Raw genomic sequence first — 20,620 nt, 5'->3', positions numbered from 1 at the left:
CCGGAGCAATCAGTAAGATTTTTATAAAGCATTTAAGAAATCCAGGTACAGGGGAACGCTTTTTTCAATCCATTCGGCAGAAGAATTGTACTCAATCCCATAGTATGCAAACAGCGGTTTGTAATCGGCTTTTATATATTCAAAAGTCAGCTCAAATGGACGGGTTAATTCTTCCAGGGTATATTTGTATACTTCTGTTGGGCCATATTCATGTTCATCCACTCCCAATGAGATAGCCAGGGCAATTTTCTTTCCCGAAACCTTATAACCGCTTTTACTTCCGTAGGCCCATCCGTGAGTCAAAACTTCATCCAGCCATTTCTTGAAAAGCGGCGGACAATTGAACCAGTAATATGGAAACTGAAATACAATTTTGTCATATTGCTCTACCAGTTTTTGTTCAGCTGCTACGTCAATTTTTTCATCAGGATAGACTTCGTACAACCGGTGAACTGTATATCTCTCGGGAAATTTATTTAATTCTTCCATCCATCTCCTGTTAACAACCGAATTTTCCATATCAGGATGGATGATGATTACTAATGTCTTCATTTTATCAAAGCTTAAAATTATTTGACGCAAAGATAAAATGCATAGCCTTAATTTTGTGGGGTAGCAACCCAATGTAACGTACTATAAAAAATGTAAGTAATGTCTAAGATAAAAGAAACATCCACAAACTTTGCCAACAAACAGGCATTGGCCGATGAATGTTCAGAAGCTTATGCCGCAAACATTATTGGCGGACAATGGGCGTTGGTAATTTGTTCCTGGTTGATAGGCGGAAAACTCCGATTCGGTGAATTGAAGAAGAAGTTGCCCAACATAACGGAACGAATGCTGACCCTGCAGCTGCGGAAACTGGAGGAAAACAAAATTGTGAAACGAACCGTTTACACAGAAGTGCCACCACGGGTAGAATATGAACTAACCCCTATCGGGTACGAATTGAAACCCATCATCAAACACCTCGAAAAGTGGGGGCAGAAACATAAAGATCTGATGTAAACGAATTACAGGTATTGCTTTAAAGAGAAAGGGCCGGGAGTAGATGCCGGCCCTTTATTTTTGGAGTTAACAACGTTCCGGCGGAAGCCGGATGTGGGGAACTGTTTGTGTGCTGTATAATTAGTCGGCAATAATACCCGGAAGGAAACAGGGATTTGGCTTTTTTTTCTGTAAATTGGGTAAAACCCATTCTGCGCTTTTACTCATTTTATGATACCCTTATCGGCATACAATGGTCAGGAACAGGAAATTCTCGCCGGACTGCGGCAGGGAGGCCACCAAAGGCGCTCTTATGAAGAACAGCTGTATAATACATTCCATTACTTCACCCGGGAAGGAGCACGCAAATACGGATTGACGGAAGAAGACAGCGCCAGCGCCTACTCTGATACCATTATCAGTGTGATAGATAATATCGTGTATAACCGCTTTGAAGGCAGATCTTCGTTAAAATCCTATACTTACCAGATTTTTTCCAATAAATGTGTTGACCTTAAACGAAAAAGCACGACTAATAAAGAGAAGGTACATCAAACCCATCATCTTGATACATTGATCATGATGCTGCCCGACAATGCCCGTAGTGTTGTGCAACAGCTCATCGACAACAGCAACCGCTCCCTGCTGGAGAAAGGTCTCCGGGAAATAGGCGAAAAATGTAAGCAGGTATTGCTGTTGTTTGAAGATGGTTACAGCGACCGCGAAATCGCTGCTATGCTGGAATACAATTCGGCAGACGTGGTAAAGGTAAGCAGGCGCAGATGTATGGATAAACTGAAAGAAAAAATAGGAGCCTTTAACCGGAATTATGAGTGAGATATCAGACTATATAGATGATTATTTTACCGGCGCTTTATCTGCAGAAGAAAAACAGGTATTCGCAGACCGCTGCGTATCGGACAATGACTTTGCACAGGAAGTAGCCTTTTACCTGAGCGCACGCGCTACCCTGAAAGCACAGCTGCAGGACCAGAAGCAACAGGCGCTTGCCGCCACAACTGTTCCCAAAGCAAAGGTGCGCCGCATAACATTATATCTCGCGGCGGCTGTACTCACCGGTATATTGGCGCTGGCAGGTTGGTGGATCTTTTTCAGCACGCCTTCTGTTCAGCAGCTGTCGTCGCGGTATATTAAAGAACACCTGCAACAGCTGGGCACTACCATGCACAGTGGCAGCGATAGCCTGCAAAGTGGTATTGCCGCCTACAACAATAAAGACTATCAACAGGCGGAAGCCATATTTACCGCTCTCAGCAAACAGGAACCCGGTACACCGGATGCGGTAAAATATCTCGGGCTGGTTTATCTCGTTACCGGGAAATACGATGCCGCTATTGTACAGTTTAACCGGTTGATACAGTACCCCCTGTATGCCAACCCCGGCCCTTTTTATAAGGCATTGGCACTGCTGCAACGCAATGGTCCCGGCGACCGGCAACAGGCCAGGACACTGCTGGAAGAGGTACGCAGCAACCAGTTGCCAGGTAATAAACCCGCAGATGAATGGCTTAAAAATATATCACCATGAAACCTCGTAAGTTTAACCCCCTTTTATGGTTGCTGATACTCTGTATCATCATCATTATTATTTTATTGGTAAGATACTGTGGCCCCCGCGCAAAAGGGCCTGTATCCCGGATCCCCGGCGTTGATAGTCCGTATAGGGCGCCCCGTTACCACGACAACCAGCTGGTGTTGTTTTTCAGGCGACCGCCTACCGCGGAGCAACGCATCAGCATCAAAAAAAATATGAAAGATTACGGGATAGATACCGGTAAAATCACTATCAATCGTTGTGACAACTGTGGCGATCACCAGGTAGAGTTATGGAATGCGCCAAAGATAGAAACCTATGTACACGCCGAACCTGTAAAAGGCGGCGCCACTTCCAACCCCGGCTCAAAAGGCGTGGGAGAAGACAGCCTGGCTTATTATACCCAGAATTATATCATCAGTGCGCCACCTGAAGTAAACCCGGCAACACCCTACAACAGGCTGGAAACAAAACTGGCGTTTCCTCCTCCCTTCCGGCACAAAAATGATACAGTGCGTGTAGCCATCCTGGATACCGGTATAGATCCGAATTTGCTGAGTAACCAGCAATATTTCTGGAAAAATCCGGACGAACAGTCCAACAATACAGACGACGATAAAAACTGCCTGGCAGATGATATCAATGGCTGGAACTTTGTAGACAGCACCAATCAAACCGCGGACGACAGCCGCGATGGCCACGGTACACGGGTGGCATTGTTTATCATCAATGAATTTCAGCGCGATAACACCAACGCCCTGCAGCTGATGATCCTGAAAACCCATAATGCCAACGCAGAAGGAGACCTGTTTAATATTATCTGTGCTATTTGTTATGCGGCGGATAAACATGCCAATATCATCAATGCCAGCTGGGGTTATTACAGTCAGTATAACCTGCCATCGCCCTATGAACCGCTTGATTCCGTGATCACGAAGATGCTCGCAGACAAAGGTATCCTCTTTGTAACCGCGGCTGGCAACCGCATGGCAGATGCAGACGACAGCGCCATGCACGTAGGTATCAAACCCGCGGACCTGCGCAACCTCGATGTACATCATTTTTATCCAGCCTGTTTGGGCGCTGGCGATAACAACATCCTGGTGGTTACTACCACCAACGATACCGCAGTAAGTGCTACCCAAAACTACTCCGCCAGATTTGTGGATCTAGGTGTGCGGGCAGATGAAACGGAAGATGGTTTCCTGAAATTCAAAGTACCCTTTGTGCTGAGCCAGCCACAGTATGTTTCAGGTTCGTCCTTTGCCACGGCTATCGCTACCGGGAAAATTGCCGCCCTTTGCAAGACAGCATTATTTGCACCGGGCCTGAAGGAACAGCACTTTATAACAGACCTCGGTACGGATGTAATTGTTTCAGATAAGCTGGCAGGGCAGGTGAATAAAGGAAGATATATCAGGCACCATTAATAAGATATGCATTCCTGTACGCAGGTAAACTTCATAAAAAAGATCTTGCGCAGGCAACTGTTGATAACAGGTTGCCTGCTAAGTTATTTTTATGCCATCGCTCAATGCCCGCCGGCAGCAATATTTGTAAACAGGATTACAGCCATAGAAGAAAACAACCTGCCGGACAAGGAGAAGATAAAACAACTCGATTCGTTGCTAGCCCTTTACCAGCAATGCTTTTCGCAGAAAGACAGTATATACGCGCGCATTGTACACCGTATCGGGAATCTCTGTCATCTCGAAGGAAACTGGCCGGATGCACTGCGTTATACAAAAGAAGCCATAGCGGTGAACCGCACCGCAAAGGCCAGGCAGGAAGCATTCCTCACCAACAGCTATTTCAACCTGGGCCTGTTCTACAACAAACTGCACCTGTACCCTGAATCACATTACTACTACGACAGCTGCATCATCATAGGTTTGAAGTACCCCGGGAAAACGGCTATTGCACTGATGGCCTTTGAAGCCAAAACGTTTTCGCTGTATGGCACCGGCGATTACCGCCGGGCCGTAGAAACCGCCGATCTTGGTATATTGGTGGCGCGGAGTGTACAGGATACCATGTCTGAAGTAGCCCTGCTGGCCCAGAAAGCCCAATCCCTGCTCGCGGTAGACGATACCAGCGCAGGAACGGTTATCAGGAACGCCCTGCGCCTGTTACCCGCAAATGCCCCACCGGCACACGAGGTGGCCTGTTATACTATTTATGCCAGTATCCTCGGAAAAGAAAAACAATTTGGTAAAGCCGTTGCCTGGTATCAGCACGCATTACAGGCAAACCGTGAACAACAACGCTGGGATCAATGCGCCCGCAATACGCTGGATCTCGGTAATCTTTATGCAGAAGATATAAAGAACGCTGGCACAGCGCTCCGCTATTACCGGGAAGGGATACAGTTTGCACAAAAATCCGGTGACCCATACGTATTAGCAGGCGTATATAATAACATTGGCTACGCATGCTGGAAACTGCGCCGGTACCGCAAAGCATTATCCTACTACCAACAGGGGCTCAACGCCCTGCCGCTTCATTTTAAAGATACTGCCCTGCAAAGCAACCCCGGCTATCATATGCTGCGCAATGTGGCCAATGACTATTTTGTATCTACCCTGCTCGGTAATAAAGGCGAATCCCTGCTGGCATTATTCCGGTCTGACGGTGATACGGTGTGGCTGCGCTATGCGCTGAATGCATTCCGTGCAGCGGATATATCCGTTGACCAGATGCGGTGGAAACAATATGGCGATCCTTCCCGGCTTTTCTGGCGTAACCGCACCAGAACGATGTATCAGAAGGCCATCGAAACCTGTTACCTGCTACAGGACATCCCCTCGGCATTCCACTTCTTTGAAAAAAGCCGCGCGGTATTACTCAACGATAAACTCAATGAGCTGGGCGCCAGGAAGTACCTGTCGGCAGCAGATATTGCACAGGAACAACAACTGCGCATCCAGACAGTAACCCTGCAACAGCAGCTGGAGGCCACTTCCCCGGATGCGCCGCTTTACGTGGCCACCTACCGCCGGCTGCTCAACGCACGGGATGCGCTGGAACGCTTTATTAAAAACCTGGAAAAAGCACATCCCGCTTATTACCAGTATAAATATGATACGGCCGTGTATACGGTAGCGGATATACGAAAAAAGCTGTTGGCACATGGAGAAACACTGGTGACTTACTTTACAACAGACAGTACCACTTTTGTGCTTGGTATTTCTGCCGGCAACAGCCGCCTGCTGAAAGCTGCCTGGAACAGCCGGGAAGTGAAGGAACTGATGCAGCTATGCACCAGTCCTTCCCTGTTAAACACCCAACACCAGCGGTATTGTGTATTGGCCAACCGCCTGTACCGGCAACTGTTTGCGCCGCTGCAACTCCGCGGCGGAAGCGTCATCATCTCCCCGGATGAATACCTGTTGCCGTTTGAAGTATTGTTGTCGGACAGTACAGACCCTAACAGTTTCCTCCTGAAGCAATTTGCATTCAGCTATACCTATGCAGCCGGCTCCCTTATGAAGCTGCGGCCGGAGAGAGCCGCCGCGGCGCATAGTTTACTGGGCATTGCCCCCGTAAACTATGCCGCATACCTGCAACAACAACCGCTATATGGGGCAGATGAATCGCTGCTGCAGATCAAAAAAAATTACGCCGCCGTATATAATCTTTCCGGGAAAGCCGCTACGAGGCAACATTTCCTGGAGCAGTTGCCCAACAGCAGTATTGTGCAGCTGTATTCACATGCCAGCGCCGGCAGCCCCGATAAAGACCCGGTGCTGTACTTTGCAGATTCTGCATTATATCTCCCGGAAATACAATTATTGCAGGATACGGTCACTGCTCTCATTATATTATCTACCTGTGAATCCGGCGCCGGCGTGCAGGCAAGGGGAGAAGGAGTGTTAAGTCTTGCGCGTGGATTTACGCTTACCGGCATCCCCGCTATTGTTACTTCCTTATGGCAGATCGATAATGAAGCGACCTACGAACTGACTGAAAACTTCCATCGCCTGCTGCAAAGCGGTCTGCGTAAAGATGTGGCCCTGCAACAGGCCAAGCTGCAGTTTCTCGCAAACAACGATAAAGGCAGCCGGCTGCCTTATTTCTGGGCAGCAAGTATCCTGGTGGGAGATGCCGCCCCGGTGCCGGAAACCCGTTCCCGCAGCGGGGTGTCGATATGGTGGATAGTAGTGGCCATCGCTGTGGGGCTGGCACTGATACCTGTGCTCCTGAAAAAAAACCGGTAATGGTTGTTCCCCTTTCTGCTTGTTATCCCGACTAATATCATGAGCCGGCGTGCCGGCAACAATCCTCTGACTCCAAAAAATACTGCAATGGAAAACACAGCAACCTCCCGGTCTGAACAACTGTCTTCATTTGCCAGCCGGTATGTAAAAGGATATGGTTCCTATCCTAATCCGGAAGACCCTGATCCTCACCCCTGGCCTTTTGGCCCCCTGGTACGGAATGCCTGGAAAAGCAGCCTCTTAACTTACATGGCTCAACGTGATGCCAGGCTATGGGAAATTATTAATGGCCCCGGACCGCAACCGTGGGCTGGCCCTCATCCGGAACCCTGGCAATATGGTCCGGTACCCGACCCCTGGCTGCGACCCGGTCCTGTGCCCTGGAAAGTAACTTTTGCCCGCTCCTTTGCGCAGGAAGTGATAGACAAGGCACAACTGATACAATATAGCGGTGAAAGTGCCAATGGTTCCTCAGATCACTCCGGTGGAAGCAAGTTTATATACGACATAACAGATGAACTTTGCCCGCCACCAAAAAAAGTACCACCCCGGCCAAAATTTGATGAACTGGATCTTTTTGTGATTGGCCTGGAATTTAAACAGGCGGCTGAATTCATCCGGCAGGATTCATTGAAAACCGCCTTACTCACTTCGGCCGGAAAACTAATCGAAACAGGTATCAATCTTTCTAATGGTTAATCAACATTCCTGTTAAAACAAATTTGTATGAAAAATATCATCACAATGCTGGCAGGCGTATGCATATTATTACTGGTAAGTTGCAGTAAAACGGGTGATACCGGTCCGGCCGGCCCGGCAGGTACTGCCAATGTAATGTACTCCAACTGGGTAGATACCAGCCCGTGGATGCACTCCAGCACTTCCGTTGGCGTCGGCAAGAAAACCTATTACTTTGATCTTGCCGCACAACAGGTAACCCAGGCCATTATCGACGGAGGCACGGTGCTCGTGTATATGAAATTTGTTTCCGATCCGGATGGTGCAGGTATTGCTAAAATGCTGCCCAGTATTTATTACAATATCGGCGGCGCCGATACCCAATACCGTTTTCAATACGGTTTGTTTGTAAATAAAATAAGGGTGATCTGTGATATTATACCTGGTGGCTCTCCTGCCAATAATAATAAGATCCGTTATATTGTTATTCCCGGCGGTGTGCCAGGCGCCCGTATGGCCAGCTATGATTATAAGAAGATGAGCTATGAAGAAGTATGTAAACTTCTCCAGGTTCCCCTTTAACCAAAACACCTATGCGTGCAGCATACCTGTTGCTGCACGCATTGTTACAAAAAAATATCGCGGTGTCGGTTTTGTTCTATTTTACGGCTTACCCCCATAGTAGCTTTGAGAAAAATAGATCATGAAAACAGCAAATACCACAAAACAAACCGTACTCGTATTAGGTGGCACCGGTAAAACCGGCAGCAGGGTAGCCGCACAACTCAAAGAAAAAGGCTGGCCTGTACGTATCGGGTCACGTTCTGCCGACCCTTCTTTTGACTGGGAAGATAAAACCACCTGGGAGCCTGCCTTACAGGGTATTGACGCCGTATATCTCAGCTACCATCCGGATCTGGCCATTCCCGGCGCAGTGGATAAAATACGTACACTTACCCAAACAGCTGTAAAAAGCGGTGTGAAGAAAATAGTGTTGCTTTCCGGCCGGGGAGAAAAGGAAGCCCAGGCATGCGAGCAGATTGTTATGAACAGCGGCATCAGCTGGACCATCGTCAGGTGTGCCTGGTTTAACCAGAATTTCAGTGAAGGATACCTTGTAGATCCACTGTTGGCCGGCCATGTAGCGCTCCCGGCCGGAAACGTGGCAGAGCCGTTTATTGATGTGGAAGACATTGCCGATGTAGCCGTTGCGGCGCTTATCACAGAGGACCATAACGGCCAGGCGTATGAACTCACCGGTCCGCGTATGATGACCTTTGCAGAGGCCGTCCAGGAAATTGCCACCGCTGCAGGCAGACCCATTCAATACCAGGCTATACCGGTGGAAGAATACAAAGCCATGCTTGTTGAATACAATATCCCGGATGACTTCATCTGGCTGGTCACCTATTTATTTACCGAAGTACTGGATGGCCGGAACGCCCATCTCAGCGATGGCGTGCAACGCGCACTGGGCCGTGCCCCACGCGACTTCTCCGAATACGCCCGGAAAACTGCTGCCGAAGGCGTTTGGAACGCATAGAGAAGGGCATATAATTTGTGGCAGCTGATTAACAATCATCGTTTCATGGCGGAGAAAATTTCCCATAAAAGCTTATTGGAACAGGCACGCCAGCTGGAGGCGGAAGATGACCTGCCCGGCGCCATTGCCCTGTATAACGAGGCGCTTTCCAATGACCCGCTCACGATTGCTGCCTATAACCGGTTAATGATCATTTACCGCCGGCAGAAGGCGTATAAAAAAGAACTGGATACCATTAACAAGGGGATAAAATCGCTGGAAGATAATGTTCATCAAACCAGGACCACCTGGATGAAAGCGCACCGGAAAGCCGCAAAGTTAAGCCAGGCATTGGCAAAAAGCCTGGGACAAATAGATGCCAAAGGAAAACTGACAAATGAAGACCCGGTTATTACCGGATGGAAGCGAAGAAAAGCGCTTGTTTTAAAACGAATGAAGGCCCCATAAGTTTGCCGTATAAAAAAAGCGTCTTACAATGTTATGTTGTAAGACGCTTTCGTATTTTAAATACTGTCTTATACTTGTATATCGGCTATATTTTCTTGTATTAATATGTTAGTCCCGGAAGATGAATACTCCCGTCTTACTTTTTTTTATAACTTTAGGGCGTGAAAAAGGCCGTCGCTATATTTTTAATGGCTCTCTACCTGCTGGGTACTACCGAGGCAGGGCAGGTGTTAAAACTGCCGCTGCTGGTGGAGCATTATATAAAGCACAAGGGTGAAAGCCCTGGCATTACCATCGCCTCATTTTTCAGGATGCATTACGTGGATCCTCAGCCATATGACGCGGATTACAGGCAGGATATGGAGTTACCGTTCAAAACCTGTTTATATTTTTTCACGCTTACGCCACCAAGCATTTTACCTATCTTACCACAATTATCGTTTAAAGTGCCTACCCAGGTACCGGTAAAACGGAAAATAATAAATGACGAGATACCTCCTTGTCTCCTTTCTCACAGCATTTTCCAGCCTCCCCGGGCATAACTATATCATACAATTCAGGTTTTTGTTTTTTCTGAAACCGGTATAATGCCGCCTATGGCCGCATGCGGGAAGTTTTTGGGATGTGTTATCCCATTTAACTGACCGGCGCGTGCCTTGCAGGTGCAGCGTATGCTGTATTTGCGGGCCATTATGCTGTTGTATTCATGTAGCCCAATAGATAATCATGTTAAATAAGATCATTCATTTTTCTGTCAGGAATAAACTGATCATCCTGTTGTTTGTACTGGCATTGATCGGCTGGGGTAGTTATTCGGTAACACGCCTGCCTATTGATGCGGTGCCTGATATCACCAATAACCAGGTGCTGGTGATCACGTCGGCGCCGAGCCTTGGTGCGCCGGATGTGGAACGTTTTATCACCGTTCCCATAGAACAGGCCACGCGGAATGTGCCCGGCATTATTGAGCAGCGCAGCTTTTCCCGTTTCGGGCTTAGCCTGGTAACCATTGTATTCAACGACAATACGGATGTGTACTGGGCGCGGCAGCAGATCAGCGAGCGACTGGCACAGGTGCGTCCGCAGATCCCTCCGGGCATGGGAGATCCGCAGCTGGGGCCCGTAACTACCGGCCTGGGGGAAATATTCCAGTATGTGGTGAAGCCCAAACCAGGCTATGAAGGCAAATACGACCTGATGGCCCTGCGGGATATCCAGGACTGGATTGTGCGGCGTCAGCTCCTGAGCGTGGAAGGTGTGGCCGATGTAAGCAGCTTTGGCGGCATGGTAAAGCAATATGAAGTAGCCATTGACCCTGATAAACTTAAAAGTTTCGGTCTAACGGTAGCGGATGTATTTAAAAGTCTGCGGGATAACAACCAGAACACCGGCGGCGCCTACATTGAAAAAGGCCCGAACGTGGTTTTTATCCGGAGCGAGGGCCTCGCCAAAAATATCGGGGACATCAACAATATTGTGGTGAAGCAGGTAAACGGCGGCGTGCCGCTGCTGGTAAGGGACGTGGCTAAAGTGCAGCAGGGCCATGCCGTGCGGTATGGCGCTACCGTGTATAACGACGAAGGAGAAGTAGCCGGCGCCATAGTGATGATGCTGAAAGGAGAAAACAGCGCTGCGGTAATAAAAGGCATCAAAGACAGGGTAAAAGAAATTGAAAAAACATTGCCGGAAGGCGTGATCATTGAACCCTTCCTGGACCGCACCAAAATGGTGGACAACGCTATTTCCACCGTAGAACGGAATCTGCTGGAAGGAGCGCTCATCGTGGTTTTTGTGCTGGTGATATTTATGGGCAACATCCGGGCCGGGCTGATTGTAGCCTCCGTGATCCCGCTGGCGATGCTGTTCGCCATCATCATGATGAACCTCTTTGGGGTGAGCGGCAACCTGATGAGCCTCGGTGCGCTCGATTTTGGCTTGCTGGTAGATGGCGCCGTGATCATCATCGAAGCAGTGATGCATAAGCTCACCAAAGGCGCCTCCCTGCGCGGAACCACCCTGATGACGCAGGAGCAGATGGACAATGAAGTAGAAACTTCTGCCAAAACCATGATGAACAGCGCGGCTTTCGGGCAAATCATCATCCTGATCGTTTATCTCCCTATACTTTCCCTCCAGGGCATCGAAGGAAAGATGTTCCGGCCAATGGCGCAAACAGTGTCTTTTGCTATTATCGGTGCATTTATTTTATCACTTACCTATGTGCCGATGATGGGCGCACTGGTGTTAAATAAAAAGTTAAGTCATAAAGAGAGCTTCGCGGATAAAATGATGCGTGCCGTGCAGCGGTTTTATGATCCTTTGCTGAAGAAAGTATTGCGTACGCCCCGGCTGGTAGTAGGACTGGCATTTGTATTATTTGCTGCTGCCATCCCGGTGCTGATGTCGCTGGGCGGAGAGTTTATCCCGCAGCTGGAGGAAGGGGATTTTGCGGTAGATACAAGGCTGCTCACGGGTTCTTCTTTAACCAATACCATCAACACCACGCAGAAGAGCGCGCGGGTGCTGCTGGATAAATTCCCCGAGGTGCAGAAAGTGGTGACCAAAATAGGTTCCGGGGAAATACCGACCGATCCTATGCCGATGGAAGCCGCTGATATGATGGTAATATTAAAACCAAAAAAGGAATGGACCAGCGCCACTTCCTTCCCGGAGCTGGCAGGAAAAATGAGTGCAGCACTGGAAGAAGTGCCTGGTATTGCCACCGGCTTCCAGTTCCCGGTGCAGATGCGGTTTAATGAACTGATGACCGGCGCGCGGCAGGATGTGGTATGCAAGATCTTTGGCGACGACCTGGACACGCTATCAGCTTATGCTGATAAACTGGGTAAAGTGATACAATCCATAAACGGGGCTACGGATCTTTATACAGAAACGGTGACGGGTATTCCACAGCTGGTGGTGACCTACAACCGGGAAGCGATTGCGCGGTTCGGGGCATCGGTAAATGACATCAATAATACATTGCAGGCGGCGTATGCCGGCGCCGTAGCGGGCCTGGTGTTTGAAGCGGACAAACGCTACGACCTGGTGATCCGTATGGACGACCGGCAGCGCCGGGATATCAACGAAATAGGCAACCTGCTGGTGGGCCTGCCCGGCGGACAACAAGTGCCGCTGCATATGCTGGCCGCTATTGAGCTCCAGGATGGCCCTTACCAGATCCAGCGCGAAGATGCCCGCCGGAGGATCACCGTGGGCTTTAACGTGCGGGGAAGGGATGTGCAGAGCATTGTGCAGGAGTTGCAACGTAAGGTGGGCAGCCATGTAAAATTCCCTGCGGGTTACTACGTTACTTACGGCGGACAATATGAGAACCTGCAACATGCTACCCGGCGTCTTGCTATAGCACTGCCCGTGGCGCTGCTGCTGATCTTCCTCCTGTTGTTTTTTGCATTCCGCAACCTGAAATATTGTGTGCTTATTTTTTCGGCCATTCCTTTATCTGCTATTGGAGGAGTGCTGGCGATCTGGCTGAGGGGAATGCCTTTCAGCATCTCCGCCGGCGTTGGTTTTATAGCGCTTTTTGGCGTAGCGGTATTAAACGGGATTGTGTTGATAGGAGAAATGAACCAGTTGAAAAAAGAAGGTATGACAGATATCATGCAAATCATTTTACAGGCCACGCACGACCGGTTAAGACCCGTGCTGATGACGGCCACCGTGGCATCGCTGGGCTTCCTGCCGATGGCGCTGAGCCAGGGCGCAGGTGCGGAAGTACAACGGCCGTTGGCCACCGTGGTAATAGGCGGACTCATTACTGCTACCATGCTCACCTTACTGGTGTTGCCCTGCCTGTATTACCTGGCGGAAAAAGGATGGCGGCCACCCAATGCGAAGGCCGTTGCCGTTCCGCTGGTAGTACTATTGCTGGCTTGTCCTGGTTTGCTGCAAGCACAGGAGGCTAAACCGCTATCACTGCAGGAGGCGCTTCATATCGCGGTGGAACAAAACCGGCAGATAGCGTTGGGCCGTTTGCAGGAATCTTATTACGAGGCATTGCGGCATTCCTCCGTAGATCCGGCCAGAACCACTGTTACCGGAGAACTGGGAAATATTAACAGCACTTCTTTTGATAATAAGTTTACCATTGCCCAGGGGTTTTCTCTCCCCGCCCTATACAAAAAACAAAAGAATGTTTTTGAACAGGAATGGCTGGGAGCACAATGGCAAACCACTTTACAGAAAGCTGAAATTATCCGGCTGGTGAAACAGGCGTACCTGCAACTGCAATACATCAACAGCCGGCGGTTATTGCTGGAGAAAATGGACAGCACCTACTCCCGGTATACCAAAGTAGCCGCCCTGCGTTTTGAGAAAGGAGAAACCAACCTGCTGGAAAAAACATCTCTGGAGAACCAGGCCAGCCAGATAAAAATGATGCTGCGGATGACCTACGCCGATGAGAAAGTTGCCGGTGTACAATTAGCCACTTTGCTGAATGAACGCGGCGCTATAACGGCTACGGATACACTGAACGCAAATGTGGTGTTGTATGATACCACTTTGCTGGCGCAGCACCCGGTGCTACAGCTTTACCAGCAGCAGCAGCGGATTGCGGCAGGGAATACACAACTGGAAAAAGCAAAGCTGCTGCCGGACTGGAACCTGGGGTATTCTAACCAGTCGATCATAGGCTGGCAGATGGATAGAAGCCAGGTGGATCATTATTACGGCAGCGGCACCCGTTTTTCCACGGTGCAGATAGGTGTGGGTATTCCCATCTTTGCCAGAACGCAGCGGGCAAAAATAAAGGCGGCTACACGTATGGAGGATATCGCGGCATTGTCGTCGGAAGTGGCCGCCACCAGGCTGTGGGCGCAATTGCAGCAGAACCACAGTGAATACCTGAAATACCAGCAGGCAGTGGATTACTATACCGGCAGCGCGTTGCGACAGGCAGAGATTATGATCAGAACGGCTAATCTTACCTATAAGAACGGAGAGATCAGCTATATAGAATGGGGAACGCTGATTAACAGCGCCGTTACCCTGCAAAGCGAGTACCTGGACGCCGTAAAGGAACTGAACCTGCGGAAAATTGAGCTCGAATATTTATTGTCATCCAATCAAAATTAGCGGCATGAAAAAGTTATTGATATATAGTGCGCTGATGGTTGCGGCAGTTGCCTGTAAGCAAAAGAGCGAAACGGCAGCTTCCACATCATCCGCACCGGCAGCATCAGAACAGAACGTGGTGATGCTCGACAGTTTACAGAAGAAGAACGCAGGCATTGTAACCGCTACCGCGCAGGAAGGCACCACACACGCTACTATCCGGGCCACCGGCTCCGTAGATGTGCCTCCCCAAAGCCTCATTTCGGTGAGCTTTCCGTTGGGCGGATATTTAAAAAGCACCACCCTGCTGCCAGGGTCCCCGATTTCCAAAGGGCAGGTAATTGCTGTGATGGAAGACCCGGCCTATGTGCAGTTACAGCAGGATTACCTCACAGCAAAGGCGAAGATGCAATACCTGGCCACAGATATGCAACGCCAAAGGGAACTGAGCGAGGCCGATGCTACCAGTAAGAAAAGCTACCAGCTTGCCCTCAGCGAATACAATACACAGGAAGTGATGATACAATCGCTCGCCGCCAAGCTGCGGATCATTCACATTAACCCGGATAAACTAAGCCCCGGCACCATATCCGGCGTAGTGCCCATTTATGCGCCTATCAATGGTTATGTGAGCAAAGTGAATGTGAACATCGGCAAATACGTAAATCCCGCGGATGTATTGTTTGAACTGGTAAACCCTGACGATATCCATGCCGCTATTACGGTGTTTGAAAAGAATATCAACTCCTTTAAAAAGGGCATGCATGGAAAAGTAAGCCTGGTGGATAAACCGGACGAGTGGTACGATGTGGAAACCATTTTGGTGACCCGCAACGTGGATGAAAACAGGAGCGGCGTGTTGCATTGCCATTTTGAAAAGCAGATGCTGCACCTGTTGCCGGGCATGTTCCTGAACGCCGTATTTGAACTGGATAATAAACCGGCCGCAATTGTACCAGAAGACGCGCTGGTGCGTTATAATGGTAAGGAGTACGTGTTTACGACAGCAGATGAAAACAGTTTCCACCTGGTACGGGTAACCGCCGGCGACCGGGAAAATGGCAAAGTAGCATTGCTGCCGGACAGTACCGACTGGCTGAAAACAAGGATTGTTGTTCAGGGTGCATATGCCCTGTTAGGCAAATTGAAAAACAGGATGGAAGAGTAGGGGTACCGGTGCGGTTATACGTCTTTGTAAAAAATTGATATGTTATGTATTCCAATAAGACTGACCTGTTAGGGGAGATAGAAGGATATATCAGTTCATTGCTGAACAGGGGGCTGGCGGCGCCGGTTTCGTTTCACACCATAGCCCATACCCGCACCGTGGTAACGGCAGTTACGGAAATAGGCGCCGCCAGCGGGCTTACACCCGCCCAGCTGGAACTGGTGCAGATAGCCGCCTGGTTTCATGATGCGGGTTATTGCTATACGTACATAGGCCATGAAGAGGAAAGCAAAAAGATAGCGCGGCAATACCTGACACAACACGGGATGCCCGACGCAGCCATACAGCAGGTACTGGCCTGCATTGAAGCCACCAAAATGCCGCAGCATCCTTTAACGCTTATGGAAGAAGTGCTTTGTGATGCGGACCTTTACCACCTGTCGCAGGATAATTACCAGGAAGAAGAAGCGCTGCTCCGGGAAGAATGGGCGGGCTGCCTGTTCCGGTGTTTTACGGATGAGGAATGGAACCGCATGAATGATGCCTTCCTCATCCGGCACCAATACTTTACCGACTACGGACGAAGGGTATTACAGGAAAGAAAGGAGATGTGGTTGAAAAAAAGAGACAACAGGCAGGCAGACATCTGAAAAAAATGGTAGCTTCCCACTATAGAAATCAGCAATGGAAACAAACCAAGTCGCTTTACGCCAACATTTCAATGAAACGATTGAAAAATGGATGGCTCACCTCAACGACTACACGTTGAAGATGCTTTGCCGGAAACCCCGCGAGGATGCCTGGTCGCTGGGACAGGTGTACCTGCACATTATAGCAGATACCAGCTATTTTGTGGAGCAAATGAAAGCTGCCTTGCTGGACAATGCCAACCATGATAAAGCCATGCACAAACATGCCAAAGTGATGTTTGCCAATAATGCCTTCCCGGATATGTTGTTAGGAAACCCCTCCAATGATCCTTATTCAAGACAACCCCAAAGTAAAGACGAGTTATTGCAGGGCCTGTTGCGTTTAAAGCAGGAGGTGAATGCTATCGATCTTTCAACGGCACGCGGAAAAACCGAACATCCGGGTTTGCTCTTTTTTAATTCGCTGGAATGGCTTCAGTTTGCAGAGATGCACATGAGACATCACCTGAGGCAGAAAGAGCGGATTGATGAACAACTCTTCAGAAGTTAATTGTCAGATCTTTTATTTACAATACCATTGTAAATAAAAGATCTGACAAAGTATCTATAGTTCACCTGAACCGGGAAGGATCTCCACTTCCTCCGGGATCACAAAGAACAGCACGCATCCGGTGTTGCTGGTAACAGAATGCCGGAAGCCTGGTGGCGTATACAGGTAGTCGCCCGCCAGCAGTGTAGTATGTTCCAGTACGGCGTCGCCACTCAGCACAAAGATTTCTTCACCTCCCGGATGATTATGATACGGATAATGGGCGCCGGGCTCAAACTTGAGCAGGATGGTTGTAGAGCGTCCGGCGGCTTCGTCGTACCGGAGCGACTTCACGAATATTCCTTTATAGTGAATATTTTTCTCTACGAGTGGTTGCCATTCAACCTGGTTACTTTTAGTGATGTAGTGATTGATATCAGTGTTCATGATTTTATTTTTTATTTGGTTAAGTATTGATCAATGCTCCATTTGCCTGCGGGCATGGTAGCTAAAAGGAAAGCGGCTGCGCTGAAAACGAAAACGGAGTAGTCCAGGGGTTCTTTCAGCCCGAAGGAGTAGGTCATGCTAACCGCAAACAGGCAGGTGAGTATCATGGCGCCGGTGGCCGCCAGCGACGTTTTGAACCCCAGCAGCAGTAAAATGCCCAGCAATGTTTCAAGAATAGTGCTGGCTACAGCCAGTGCAGGGATCATTTTTTTGGGTGCAAATGAATTTACCTGGGCGGTATACTGGAGGAACTTTTCCCATCCCGATGACTGTTGCCCCCATAAACCCAATCTGCTTGCTACTGCAGATAAGAAGCCTGTTGCCAGTGCAAGCCGGAGTAGCAGGGAAGCGATGTGTTGATAAGTTTTCATGTACCAGTTGTTTAACTGATACAAAGGTGGGTTTTATGGGTGGCCCTGGGAATAGAGAATCCTGCAAAAAGCATGTAATATTTACCCGGCGAACTGCTCTTTATAAAGTTTTGGGGAGATCTGTGTTTGTTTTTTGAAGAAGTTGGAAAAATAGAAAGGGTCGTTGAAGCCGAGTTTATAGGCGACTTCTTTTACAGACAGATCGCCATAGGTAAGCATTCGTTTTGCTTCAGATGTAACAAGGCCGTAAATCACGTTCTGGGCTGTTTTCCCGGCATGGAGCTTTGCCAGTTCATTGAGTTTGGCCTCCGTAGTGCCGAGCAGCTTTGCAAATTGTGCGAGGGTATAGTTATGCTCAAAATTATCCCTTACGGCTTCCAGGAACCTCAGGAATAGCGCTTCCGGTTTCCAGATCTCATCGCCACGTTTCACCTTTGCCCGGTTGATGGACACCAGTATCAGGGCCACGCGGCTATGCACGGAAATAAGGTATTGGTAAGGCTGCTCCTGTAATTCTTCCCGGATGAGGGCCAGTTGTGTTTCCATGATATCTTTATCCACAGGGATTACCTCATTCATGGCGAAGTGGCAGAAAAGTCCGTTGTGAAAAATGAGTTCAATATCCTTATCATCTTTACAGAAAAAATCCAGTGTAAATTCCAGCACAAATCCTTTGGCTTTCGGGGCCGGCTGGATACTGTGTACCTGGCCGGAGGTAATAGTGATAACGTCGCCCGGTTTCAGGTTAAATACAGTATGATCTGCCTGTACATTTAGTTTTCCTGCTGTACAGTAAACCAATACATACTTCATGATGCGCCGCGGTTTGTCGGGAAACGGGCTATGGTCCAGATCTTTTATTTCAATCATCCTGTAGATGGTGGTTGTGTTACCGAAGGTAGTATTTTAAACGGTATCCTGAATCTGCGTGTTTAATATTTCCGATACGCATTTACAGTGCGTATCGGAAGCTGATTTTTATAAAGACAATTTCTTTATTGAAACCCCAAAACCAAATTAAAAATGACATTTAAAAATGTAACTGAATTGACAGGAACTGCCGGCACAACTAATGGAGAACTTTGCCATCTGTTGGGATATAATAATCCGGCTGATGGAGGAGGTGGCGTATTTTACTGGGATAGTACTTCTTCTTTAAATCCCAACCTGGGTACTATATTCAAAGTGGGTAATCTACCCGGCAGGTGGATCAGGAATATTGATGGAGACATTGTAAATGTCCTGTGGTTTGGCGCTTCAGGAAATCCTGCGATTGATTCAACCGCCGCATTGCAGGATGCGGTCCGTGTAGCAAATGCTTATTCGGCCACTTCGCCGGATCCGGGTTCCACTTATTATGGGAATAAGCCTACGTTATATTTCCCCAGGGGCGACCGGTACACCTGCAAAGCTACCCTCAATATTGCCGCCGGTGTGAATGTGGAAATGGAAGCGCCGGTAAGTTTTGTTGATCCTACTGATTCACTGCCGGGTATGGTGATAGGAAGTGATAGCGCAACCAATGCATCCGTAAAACTCAGCCTCCGGATCGTTAAGGAAACAATATCAGCCTGGACAAATGAAAGCTGTGTTGGCGTAAAGCTCATCAACCTTTTATCATCCAGACTGAACCTTGAATTTGTAAGCTCCTTTACCATTAATGTGCAACTATTTGGCAGTGGGCAATGCGCCTACAACAGGGTGGGGATAGGTACATTAAAAGATGGAAAAATACAGCTGGACCTGCAGGCGTCAGGAACAGATGGGTTTTGTAATGAGAACGTTTTTACCGGCGGGCGATTCAGCGTGAACTCAGTAAGTACCCTGGCGGATAAAGCAAGGTATGGCGTCAGAATAGGCATGTCGGGAACAACCGCGCACATACCCAACAACAATGTATTTTATAAACCCAGTTTTGAGCTGAGTGAGTCATACATCACTGATCCAACCGTTACGGAGTGCCGCGCCGTATTAATAAACCGGGGAATTAATAACCGGGTATGGGATGCACGGAATGAAAACAGCGGGAAGTGTTCAATGAAAATCACCGGTGCAGACAGCGTGCAGAATAGTGTTTATATCGGATATACCGATTTATCTGCCAATGAGGTAAATAATGCTGCTGTTCAGATAGAAGACGGAAGTAAATCCCGTAACAACCGGGTGGCTAATTATCCAAACTATTATAACGACGCCGTTAATAACAGCAATTGCTGGCAATCGCTTTTCCTGCCATTGCATATCAATAAATACAACAGTACCAATTACTTTTTCAGGGGGCTGCATTGTGCCGATAAGGCCAGCAGCGCTGTACTGCCGTCAAGACTCATTGCAGCAGTGACAGCCAGTTATGTGGAAATTTCCGGTAACACCGGCATTGGTGTTTTTATCAATACTTCCTCCGCGAAGAAATTTATTGTAAGAAAGAACGTAGATGCCGGATTTGGCGGTAGGGTATCTGTTGTTTGTTACGATAGTACCGGCAATATACTGGCGCCTGTAATCGGAGCCAACCTCTTTTCACCGCATTTGACAATAGTTAATGCGGGACAGTTTGGAGGATGTTATCTGAACAGTTCAGATGTTGATTTTGCAACCAGTTTTACTGTGGGCGATAATGTAGCGTTTATAAGGGTGATATTAACATCCGGTACAGCGAATCTGAGGATAAGATCATTCTCGGTGGCTACGCTCGACTTTAAACAGGTAACAGCCTACACTGGTCTTGAAGCAGCAGGTATTGATCACAATTTATCTTATGCGGCCGTTGTACCAACGGAAGTGAAGCCTAAAGGAACCATCATATACAACGACTGGAGTATAACAACCGGACACCTCTGCTGGAGAAATGCAAATGGAGGTACTACCTGGAATGAATTGTAAGCAGTAACA

19 protein-coding genes are annotated in these 20,620 nt (G+C 48.5%); 15 read left to right on the top strand and 4 right to left on the bottom strand.

What is annotated here, in order from left to right; genetic code table 11:
* Positions 1 to 21: 21 nt before the first annotated feature.
* The gene (locus B5Z18_RS05635) at positions 22 to 552 is read right to left on the bottom strand and encodes an NAD(P)H-dependent oxidoreductase (protein ID WP_079468406.1); all 531 of its coding nucleotides are present in this window, start codon (positions 550 to 552) and stop codon (positions 22 to 24) included.
* Between the two features lie 99 nt (positions 553 to 651).
* Here B5Z18_RS05635 and B5Z18_RS05630 point away from each other — a divergent pair, with 99 nt between their 5' ends.
* The 14 genes from B5Z18_RS05630 (at position 652) to B5Z18_RS05565 (ending at position 16,871) form a co-directional block, all read left to right on the top strand.
* A complete protein-coding gene (locus tag B5Z18_RS05630) occupies positions 652 to 1,008 on the top strand; it encodes a winged helix-turn-helix transcriptional regulator (protein WP_079468405.1) in 357 nt (118 codons plus the stop codon).
* Between the two features lie 210 nt (positions 1,009 to 1,218).
* Positions 1,219 to 1,824 carry an RNA polymerase sigma factor gene (locus B5Z18_RS05625; RefSeq protein ID WP_079468404.1) on the top strand — a complete coding sequence of 202 codons (606 nt, stop codon included), beginning with the start codon at positions 1,219 to 1,221 and terminating at the stop codon, positions 1,822 to 1,824.
* On the top strand, positions 1,817 to 2,536 hold the full coding sequence (locus tag B5Z18_RS05620) for a tetratricopeptide repeat protein (RefSeq protein WP_079468403.1): 720 nt from the start codon (positions 1,817 to 1,819) through the stop codon (positions 2,534 to 2,536). The genes B5Z18_RS05625 and B5Z18_RS05620 overlap by 8 nt, the downstream gene beginning before the upstream one ends.
* Complete coding sequence (locus B5Z18_RS05615; RefSeq protein ID WP_079468402.1) at positions 2,533 to 3,972, top strand: S8 family serine peptidase; 1,440 nt, start codon at positions 2,533 to 2,535, stop codon at positions 3,970 to 3,972. Before B5Z18_RS05620 ends, B5Z18_RS05615 begins: the two co-directional genes overlap by 4 nt.
* A gap of 45 nt (positions 3,973 to 4,017) precedes the next feature.
* A complete protein-coding gene (locus B5Z18_RS05610) occupies positions 4,018 to 6,759 on the top strand; it encodes a CHAT domain-containing protein (protein WP_159454206.1) in 2,742 nt (913 codons plus the stop codon).
* A gap of 87 nt (positions 6,760 to 6,846) precedes the next feature.
* Entirely contained in the window at positions 6,847 to 7,458 is a 612-nt protein-coding gene (locus tag B5Z18_RS05605; RefSeq protein WP_079468400.1) for a hypothetical protein, read from the top strand.
* Positions 7,459 to 7,485: 27 nt separating this feature from the next.
* A complete protein-coding gene (locus tag B5Z18_RS05600; RefSeq protein WP_079468399.1) occupies positions 7,486 to 8,019 on the top strand; it encodes a hypothetical protein in 534 nt (177 codons plus the stop codon).
* 121 nt (positions 8,020 to 8,140) lie between these two features.
* A complete protein-coding gene (locus B5Z18_RS05595; protein ID WP_079468398.1) occupies positions 8,141 to 8,980 on the top strand; it encodes an NAD(P)H-binding protein in 840 nt (279 codons plus the stop codon).
* Between the two features lie 45 nt (positions 8,981 to 9,025).
* A complete protein-coding gene (locus B5Z18_RS05590) occupies positions 9,026 to 9,427 on the top strand; it encodes a tetratricopeptide repeat protein (protein WP_079468397.1) in 402 nt (133 codons plus the stop codon).
* Between the two features lie 161 nt (positions 9,428 to 9,588).
* A complete protein-coding gene (locus tag B5Z18_RS05585; protein ID WP_133256281.1) occupies positions 9,589 to 9,969 on the top strand; it encodes a hypothetical protein in 381 nt (126 codons plus the stop codon).
* Positions 9,970 to 10,153: 184 nt separating this feature from the next.
* Positions 10,154 to 14,524, top strand: coding sequence for a CusA/CzcA family heavy metal efflux RND transporter (locus B5Z18_RS05580; RefSeq protein WP_079468395.1), 4,371 nt, complete (start codon positions 10,154 to 10,156; stop codon positions 14,522 to 14,524).
* 4 nt (positions 14,525 to 14,528) lie between these two features.
* Positions 14,529 to 15,671, top strand: coding sequence for an efflux RND transporter periplasmic adaptor subunit (locus B5Z18_RS05575; RefSeq protein WP_079468394.1), 1,143 nt, complete (start codon positions 14,529 to 14,531; stop codon positions 15,669 to 15,671).
* A 44-nt stretch (positions 15,672 to 15,715) separates the two neighbouring features.
* Positions 15,716 to 16,321 (top strand): HD domain-containing protein, encoded by a 606-nt coding sequence (locus B5Z18_RS05570; RefSeq protein ID WP_079468393.1) that lies wholly within the window; start codon positions 15,716 to 15,718, stop codon positions 16,319 to 16,321.
* A gap of 34 nt (positions 16,322 to 16,355) precedes the next feature.
* Complete coding sequence (locus tag B5Z18_RS05565; protein ID WP_079468392.1) at positions 16,356 to 16,871, top strand: DinB family protein; 516 nt, start codon at positions 16,356 to 16,358, stop codon at positions 16,869 to 16,871.
* 54 nt (positions 16,872 to 16,925) lie between these two features.
* Here B5Z18_RS05565 and B5Z18_RS05560 read toward each other — a convergent pair whose 3' ends face one another.
* From B5Z18_RS05560 to B5Z18_RS05550, 3 genes are all read right to left on the bottom strand, one after another.
* Positions 16,926 to 17,297 carry a cupin domain-containing protein gene (locus B5Z18_RS05560; RefSeq protein ID WP_079468391.1) on the bottom strand — a complete coding sequence of 124 codons (372 nt, stop codon included), beginning with the start codon at positions 17,295 to 17,297 and terminating at the stop codon, positions 16,926 to 16,928.
* Between the two features lie 11 nt (positions 17,298 to 17,308).
* Positions 17,309 to 17,728, bottom strand: coding sequence for a DoxX family membrane protein (locus B5Z18_RS05555; protein ID WP_079468390.1), 420 nt, complete (start codon positions 17,726 to 17,728; stop codon positions 17,309 to 17,311).
* A gap of 81 nt (positions 17,729 to 17,809) precedes the next feature.
* Positions 17,810 to 18,541 carry an AraC family transcriptional regulator gene (locus B5Z18_RS05550; RefSeq protein WP_235015877.1) on the bottom strand — a complete coding sequence of 244 codons (732 nt, stop codon included), beginning with the start codon at positions 18,539 to 18,541 and terminating at the stop codon, positions 17,810 to 17,812.
* Between the two features lie 210 nt (positions 18,542 to 18,751).
* On the opposite strand from B5Z18_RS05550, the gene B5Z18_RS05545 reads away from it, so the two are divergent.
* Positions 18,752 to 20,611 carry a hypothetical protein gene (locus tag B5Z18_RS05545; RefSeq protein ID WP_079468388.1) on the top strand — a complete coding sequence of 620 codons (1,860 nt, stop codon included), beginning with the start codon at positions 18,752 to 18,754 and terminating at the stop codon, positions 20,609 to 20,611.
* The last annotated feature ends 9 nt before the right edge of the window (positions 20,612 to 20,620 follow it).

It is taken from the genome of Chitinophaga ginsengisegetis, from assembly GCF_900168065.1.
Taxonomy (GTDB): domain Bacteria; phylum Bacteroidota; class Bacteroidia; order Chitinophagales; family Chitinophagaceae; genus Chitinophaga; species Chitinophaga ginsengisegetis.
Note: the sequence above shows the minus strand (reverse complement) of the source record. Positions and strands in the feature narration are given on the sequence as shown.

Excerpts from the sequence above, each read along its gene's own strand:
- B5Z18_RS05635 (WP_079468406.1), bottom strand. The coding sequence starts at position 552 with ATGAAGACATTAGTAATCATCATCCATCCTGATATGGAAAATTCGGTT.
- B5Z18_RS05630 (WP_079468405.1), top strand. The coding sequence starts at position 652 with ATGTCTAAGATAAAAGAAACATCCACAAACTTTGCCAACAAACAGGCA.
- B5Z18_RS05625 (WP_079468404.1), top strand. The coding sequence starts at position 1,219 with ATGATACCCTTATCGGCATACAATGGTCAGGAACAGGAAATTCTCGCC.
- B5Z18_RS05620 (WP_079468403.1), top strand. The coding sequence starts at position 1,817 with ATGAGTGAGATATCAGACTATATAGATGATTATTTTACCGGCGCTTTA.
- B5Z18_RS05615 (WP_079468402.1), top strand. The coding sequence starts at position 2,533 with ATGAAACCTCGTAAGTTTAACCCCCTTTTATGGTTGCTGATACTCTGT.
- B5Z18_RS05605 (WP_079468400.1), top strand. The coding sequence starts at position 6,847 with ATGGAAAACACAGCAACCTCCCGGTCTGAACAACTGTCTTCATTTGCC.
- B5Z18_RS05600 (WP_079468399.1), top strand. The coding sequence starts at position 7,486 with ATGAAAAATATCATCACAATGCTGGCAGGCGTATGCATATTATTACTG.
- B5Z18_RS05595 (WP_079468398.1), top strand. The coding sequence starts at position 8,141 with ATGAAAACAGCAAATACCACAAAACAAACCGTACTCGTATTAGGTGGC.
- B5Z18_RS05590 (WP_079468397.1), top strand. The coding sequence starts at position 9,026 with ATGGCGGAGAAAATTTCCCATAAAAGCTTATTGGAACAGGCACGCCAG.
- B5Z18_RS05580 (WP_079468395.1), top strand. The coding sequence starts at position 10,154 with ATGTTAAATAAGATCATTCATTTTTCTGTCAGGAATAAACTGATCATC.
- B5Z18_RS05575 (WP_079468394.1), top strand. The coding sequence starts at position 14,529 with ATGAAAAAGTTATTGATATATAGTGCGCTGATGGTTGCGGCAGTTGCC.
- B5Z18_RS05570 (WP_079468393.1), top strand. The coding sequence starts at position 15,716 with ATGTATTCCAATAAGACTGACCTGTTAGGGGAGATAGAAGGATATATC.
- B5Z18_RS05565 (WP_079468392.1), top strand. The coding sequence starts at position 16,356 with ATGGAAACAAACCAAGTCGCTTTACGCCAACATTTCAATGAAACGATT.
- B5Z18_RS05560 (WP_079468391.1), bottom strand. The coding sequence starts at position 17,297 with ATGAACACTGATATCAATCACTACATCACTAAAAGTAACCAGGTTGAA.
- B5Z18_RS05555 (WP_079468390.1), bottom strand. The coding sequence starts at position 17,728 with ATGAAAACTTATCAACACATCGCTTCCCTGCTACTCCGGCTTGCACTG.
- B5Z18_RS05550 (WP_235015877.1), bottom strand. The coding sequence starts at position 18,541 with ATGAAGTATGTATTGGTTTACTGTACAGCAGGAAAACTAAATGTACAG.
- B5Z18_RS05545 (WP_079468388.1), top strand. The coding sequence starts at position 18,752 with ATGACATTTAAAAATGTAACTGAATTGACAGGAACTGCCGGCACAACT.